General features: G+C 66.2%; 5 protein-coding genes. All 5 read left to right on the top strand.

The genetic code is table 11. The annotated features are described in order from the left end of the window. Nucleotides 1–944: aminotransferase class V-fold PLP-dependent enzyme (locus tag BIS11_RS10990; RefSeq protein WP_253586048.1), on the top strand; the 944-nt coding region annotated here is incomplete at its 5' end. Continuing rightward, the gene (locus BIS11_RS10995) at nt 941–2,440 is read left to right on the top strand and encodes an NAD(P)-binding domain-containing protein (protein WP_253420978.1); all 1,500 of its coding nucleotides are present in this window, start codon (nt 941–943) and stop codon (nt 2,438–2,440) included. The genes BIS11_RS10990 and BIS11_RS10995, both read left to right, overlap by 4 nt. Further along, nucleotides 2,437–2,928: a CMD domain-containing protein gene (locus BIS11_RS11000; protein WP_253420977.1), complete on the top strand. Its 492-nt coding sequence runs from the start codon at nt 2,437–2,439 to the stop codon at nt 2,926–2,928. The genes BIS11_RS10995 and BIS11_RS11000 overlap by 4 nt, the downstream gene beginning before the upstream one ends. Further along, complete coding sequence (locus BIS11_RS11005; RefSeq protein ID WP_253420976.1) at nt 2,925–3,503, top strand: peroxidase-related enzyme; 579 nt, start codon at nt 2,925–2,927, stop codon at nt 3,501–3,503. The genes BIS11_RS11000 and BIS11_RS11005 overlap by 4 nt, the downstream gene beginning before the upstream one ends. Before the next feature lie 46 nt (nt 3,504–3,549). After that, nucleotides 3,550–4,536 (top strand): TRAP transporter substrate-binding protein, encoded by a 987-nt coding sequence (locus BIS11_RS11010; protein WP_253420975.1) that lies wholly within the window; start codon nt 3,550–3,552, stop codon nt 4,534–4,536. The last annotated feature ends 214 nt before the right edge of the window (nt 4,537–4,750 follow it).

Raw genomic sequence — 4,750 nt, forward strand, 5'->3', positions numbered from 1 at the left:
ACAAGTTCGTCGGCGGGCCGGGCAGCTCCGGGGTGCTGGTGATGCGGCGCGACCTTTGCGTCAATGCGGTGCCCTCGGTGGCCGGCGGTGGCACGGTCTCCTACGTGACCGCGACGAATCATCGCTACGTGACGGACGTGCAGCGCCGGGAGGAGGGCGGAACGCCGGATATCCTGGGCAACATTCGCGCCGGCTTCGCCTTTCGCATCAAGTCGCTGGTGGGCGAAGAGGTGATCGAGGCGCGGGAGGCAGAACTCGCCGCCCAGGCGCTCGAGCGCTGGTCGGCGCTCGACAACCTGACGTTGCTCGGCCCGCGCGACGCCCCGAGGCTTGCGATCTTCTCGTTCAACCTGCGCGCCGGGCGGCGCGAGATCCACCACAACCTGGTGGTGGCGATGCTCAACGATCTGTTCGGTATCCAGGCACGCGGCGGCTGCTCCTGCGCCGGCCCCTACGGCCATGCGCTGCTCGACATCGACGACGACACCGCTCTCGAACACGAGCGGTTAGTCCAAAATGGCAGAAGCTTATATCGTCCTGGTTGGGTAAGGCTAGGATTTCATTTCTTTTTTAGCAATGAAGCGGCTAACTATGTAATATCGGCAGTCGAATTCATTGCACGCCATGCGGCCTCGCTGATGAAGCTTTATAGCGTCGATGAGCGCACGGGCACCTGGTCGGCACGTACACCGTTCGACCAGGCACAATCGATTGAGCCCACGCTGGATTCGCTTGATGCGCTGCTGCATTCACCCGGCCTTCGTGCGGCGCCACGCCAGGAGACCCTCGAGGATCCCTTCGTCGCAGCCGAAGCGCTCGTCGAGCGTGCAAGAGAGGCAAGCCCGCCTGCCGACCCAGGCGGTGCCGATGTACCGTTACGTTGGTTCTGGTGGCCGCACGAAGCCGACGAGGCCGCGCAGTCCCAACGCGAGATGATGCCATGACCCAGACTTCCATTTCCCCCACCCTGGCCGGCGCCGGGCTCGACGCGCTCGATGAGCGCGTGCGCTTCGATCTGGCCTGCCTGAACCTGCCGCCCGCTTCCTGGGTGCCGAGCCGCACCGCGCAGGGTGATCGCCATGTCCACGACGTGGTGATCATCGGCGGCGGCCAGTGCGGGCTGGTGGCGGCGTTTGCACTCTTGTGCGGCGGCATTCGCGACCTTCGCGTGTTCGACCGCAACCCGGAAGGGCTCGAAGGGCCGTGGATGAACTACGCCCGCATGGAGACGCTGCGCTCGCCGAAGACCCTGCCGGGACCGAGCTACGGCTTTGCCTCGCTGACCTTTCGCGCCTGGTTCGAAGCGCAGTTCGGCACCGCCGAGTGGGAAGCGCTGGATAAGATTCCGCGCCCGATGTGGATGGCGTACCTGCGCTGGTATCGCCAGGTGCTGGCGCTGCCGGTCGAGAACGAGGTCAACGTCGATCACGTCGCCCCGTGCGGTGAGCATCTCGAACTCACGCTTTCAGGCCCCGGCGCGCGCCAGGAGACGGTGCTGACGCGCAAGCTGGTCATGGCGACCGGGCGCGACGGCACCGGCGGGCCGAAGATTCCCGGTTTCGTGGAGGGCCTGCCTTCTGGCGTGTGGGCACATACCGCCGACGAGATCGATTTCAAGGCGCTCGAAGGCAAGCGGGTGATCGTCGTCGGCGTGGGTGCCTCCGCCATCGACAACGCCGCCGAAGCCCTGGAGCACGGCGCCGAGGAAGTGCGCTTTCTGATTCGCCGCGCCCAGATGCCGACCATCAACAAGATGATGGGCATCGGCTCCTTCGGCTTCACCCACGGCTACGCGAGCCTGCCGGATGCCTGGCGCTGGCGCATCATGCACTACTCCTTCATCACCCAGACGCCCCCACCGCGCGGCTCGACCCTGCGGGTGAGCCGCCACGAGAACGCCCACTTCCATTTCGAGTGCGGGGTCGAGGCCACGCACATGGAGGGCGACGAGATCGTCGTCACCACCCGCCAGGGCGAGGTGCGCGGCGACTTCCTGATCCTCGGCACCGGCTTTGAGATCGACCCGCTGGCGCGCACCGAGCTTGAAGGCTATGCCGACCAGATCCTGCTGTGGCGCGATCGCTACCGGCCGCCGGCGGAGCTTGCCCACGACGAGCTCGGCAAGTTCCCCTACGTGGGGCGCGACTTCGCCTTTCAGGAGCGCGAGCCCGGTGCGGCCCCCTGGCTTGCCGACATCCACTGCTTCAATTACGGCGCCTCGGTGAGCCTTGGCAAGGTGAGCGGTGACATCCCCGGCATCAGCGAAGGGGCGAGCTGGCTGGCCGGCGCCATCGCTGCGAGCTTTTACCAAAAAGACGTCGAGTGCCACTGGCGTAAGCTCAACGACTACGCATCGCCGGAGCTCGAGGGCGACGAGTGGCGCGCCTCGCCGCTGCCCGGCGCAGAGATCGACCAGACAAGACAAGGAGGGGCGCAATGACCCACGTGATCGAAACCGCCGCCAACGTGGCCGCCGAGGGGCCGCTGGCCGAGGCGCTGGCCACGCGCGGTAAACTCATGGACCTGAGCCAGGCCTCGCATGACGCGGCGCTGACGCCTGCCGACCCGGGCGGGGTGTCCCTGGCGCTGCGCGCGGCACTTGCCTGTCGCATGGCGCGGCTTTGCCGCCAGGCCGGGCTCGAGAAGCACTACGCCGCGCTGCTCGACGGCTACGCCGACCCGGTCGCCGCCCCCCTGGCCGACCCGCAGGTGACGCCCGGCGCCGACGAGACGCGCCTGGCCGCCATGGTCGGCTACGTGGACCTGGTCACCCGCTCGCCCAAGGACGCCACGAAGGCCGACATCGAAAGCCTGCGCGCGGCGGGGCTCGAGGAGGCGGACATCGTGCGCCTGGCCGGGCTCGTGGCCTTCGTCAACTATCAGCTTCGCTTGACCGCCGTGCTGAGCGTCATGGGAGAGAGCCAATGAGCCGGGTCATTCACAAGTTCACTTCGCGCATTCCCACCTGGCGCCCCCACGTCACGCCGATCGATTACGACAATGCGAACGAGGCCCAGCGCGAGGCGCTGAAAGAGACGCCGTCGAACACCAAGATCTCCGACTACGTGCTGGTGCTGGCTCACGACCCGGAGTCGCTGCGCATCCGTACGTCGCTGTTCAACGGCATCATGTACGACAAGGGCGGGCTGTCACGCCAGGAGCGCGAGCTCGGTGCCGTGGCAGCCTCGGTGGTTAATCGCTGCATCTACTGCGCCGCGGTCCACGCCCATCGCTACAACAACATCGTCGGTAGTGAGGCGGTGATGAAGGATATCTTCCTGCGCGGCAAGGACGCGGAGCTCGACGAGCGTACCCGTGCCATCCTGCGCTTCGGCATGCGGCTCTCCGAGACGCCGCCCCAAGTCGATCAGGACGATATCCAGCGCCTTCGCGACGTAGGCCTCGACGACCAGGAGATCCTCGATCTCACGCTCTCGACCACGCTGTTCGGCTGGGCCAACCGCCTGATGCACACGCTCGGCGAGCCGGTATCCGGCACCTGACGCGCGGATCGATCCTCCAATACCAATAGCCAAAGGACACTTCCCCATGACGAAACGCTCCCTTTCCGGCCTGGCCCTGATCGGCGCCGCCACCCTGATGAGCGCCACCCCTGCGCTTGCCGAAACCCTGCGCCTGGGCACCGTGGTCAGCGCCCCGCACCCCTGGATCGACGCGGCCGAGGCCTTCAAGGCCGAGGTCGAGGAGGCCACCGACAACCGCATCACCGTGCAGATCTTCCCGGGCGGCCAGCTCGGCAACGACCAGACCATGGTCGACGAGATCCGCATCGGCACCACCGACATGATCATCGGCGGGGTGATGAACGTCTCGCCCTACGTGCCGGAGTTCGAGATCTTCAGCCTGAACTACCTGTTCGAGGACATGGACGAGTTCCGCGCCGCCACCGCCCCGGACTCCCCGGTGTTCGAGTACTTCGACAACGCCGTGACCGACGCCGGCGTCGGCCTGAAGCTTCTCAGCCTGACCGGCGGCGGCACGCGCAACCTGAGCAGCAACCAGGGCCCGGTCACCGAGCCTTCGGACCTCGAAGGCGTGAAGATGCGCGTGACCGGTTCGCGCCTGGACGCGGACATGTGGCAGGCCTACGGGGCGTTGACCACCTCGCTTCCCTGGACCGAGATCTACACCGGCATGCAGACCGGCGTGGTGGGGGCGTTCGAGAGCACCATCAGCGGCTACTTCTCGAGCCGGCTGTATGAAGTGGCGCCGTATCACGCCAAGACCGAGCATCAGATCATGATGAGCCACATCTCGATGAGCGAGAACCGCTTCAACCGCTTTTCCGAGGAGGATCAGGCGATCATCCTGGCCGCCGCGCAGCACGCCGGCGAACACGGCACCGAGAAGGGCGAGGAGTACGACGCCGAGTTCATCCAGCAGTTCGAGGAGCTGGGGGTCACGGTCAGCGAAGTGGACAAGCAGGCGTTCATCGACCTTGCGCTGCCGCTTCACGACGCTTTCGCCGAAGAGCGCGACCTGACCGAGCTGCTCCAGACGATTCGCGACCTCTAGGCCGGCAACGCCCGCGCGCCGCATCCAGGCGGCGCGCGGCGAAAAGGACGAACGCATGCGATTGATCAACGATGTCCTGGAACGGCTGCTGACGGTGATCGCCGGCAGCCTGTTCGCGATCTTCATCCTGACGGTGCTCTATCAGGTGGTGGCCCGCAGCTTTCTCAAGATATCGGTCTCCTGGACCGACGAGATCGCCATGGCCTGCTTCATC

This window comes from Halomonas sp. 707D4 (assembly GCF_024158685.1).
GTDB lineage: Bacteria > Pseudomonadota > Gammaproteobacteria > Pseudomonadales > Halomonadaceae > Vreelandella.